Origin of the sequence: Nonomuraea aridisoli (assembly GCF_003236395.1) — a bacterium.
Lineage (GTDB): Bacteria > Actinomycetota > Actinomycetes > Streptosporangiales > Streptosporangiaceae > Nonomuraea > Nonomuraea aridisoli.
Genome location: NZ_POUD01000695.1, coordinates 1 through 412, shown reverse-complemented (window position 1 = coordinate 412; position 412 = coordinate 1). Strand labels below are relative to the sequence as shown.

1 pseudogene is annotated in these 412 nt (G+C 51.0%); it reads left to right on the top strand.

What is annotated here, in order from left to right:
• Positions 1-389: pseudogene (gene cecR, locus C1J01_RS48790) on the top strand (DNA-binding transcriptional regulator CecR); the annotation flags it as partial.
• Positions 390-412 lie beyond the last annotated feature (23 nt).

The following is a 412-nucleotide window of genomic DNA, read 5'->3' as shown; positions in this document are numbered from 1 at the left end:
TCCGTGAACTGATCCTTCGCGCCTGCAGGAACATGATTAAGCTGCTCACCCAGGATGACACTGTCAACCTCAGCAAATTTATCTCCCGTGAGCAGCTCTCTCCCACGGCAGCCTATCACCTGGTGCACGAACAGGTGATTAGTCCGCTACACAGCCACCTTACACGCCTGATTGCCGCCTGGACCGGCTGCGACGCCAATGATACCCGCATGATCCTTCATACCCATGCGTTGATTGGTGAGATTCTGGCGTTTCGTCTTGGCAAAGAAACAATTCTGTTACGTACCGGCTGGACCGCGTTCGATGAAGAAAAGACCGAACTGATTAACCAGACGGTGACCTGTCATATCGACCTGATTTTGCAAGGATTATCGCAAAGGAGTTTGTAGTGATGAAAAAACCTGTCGTGATC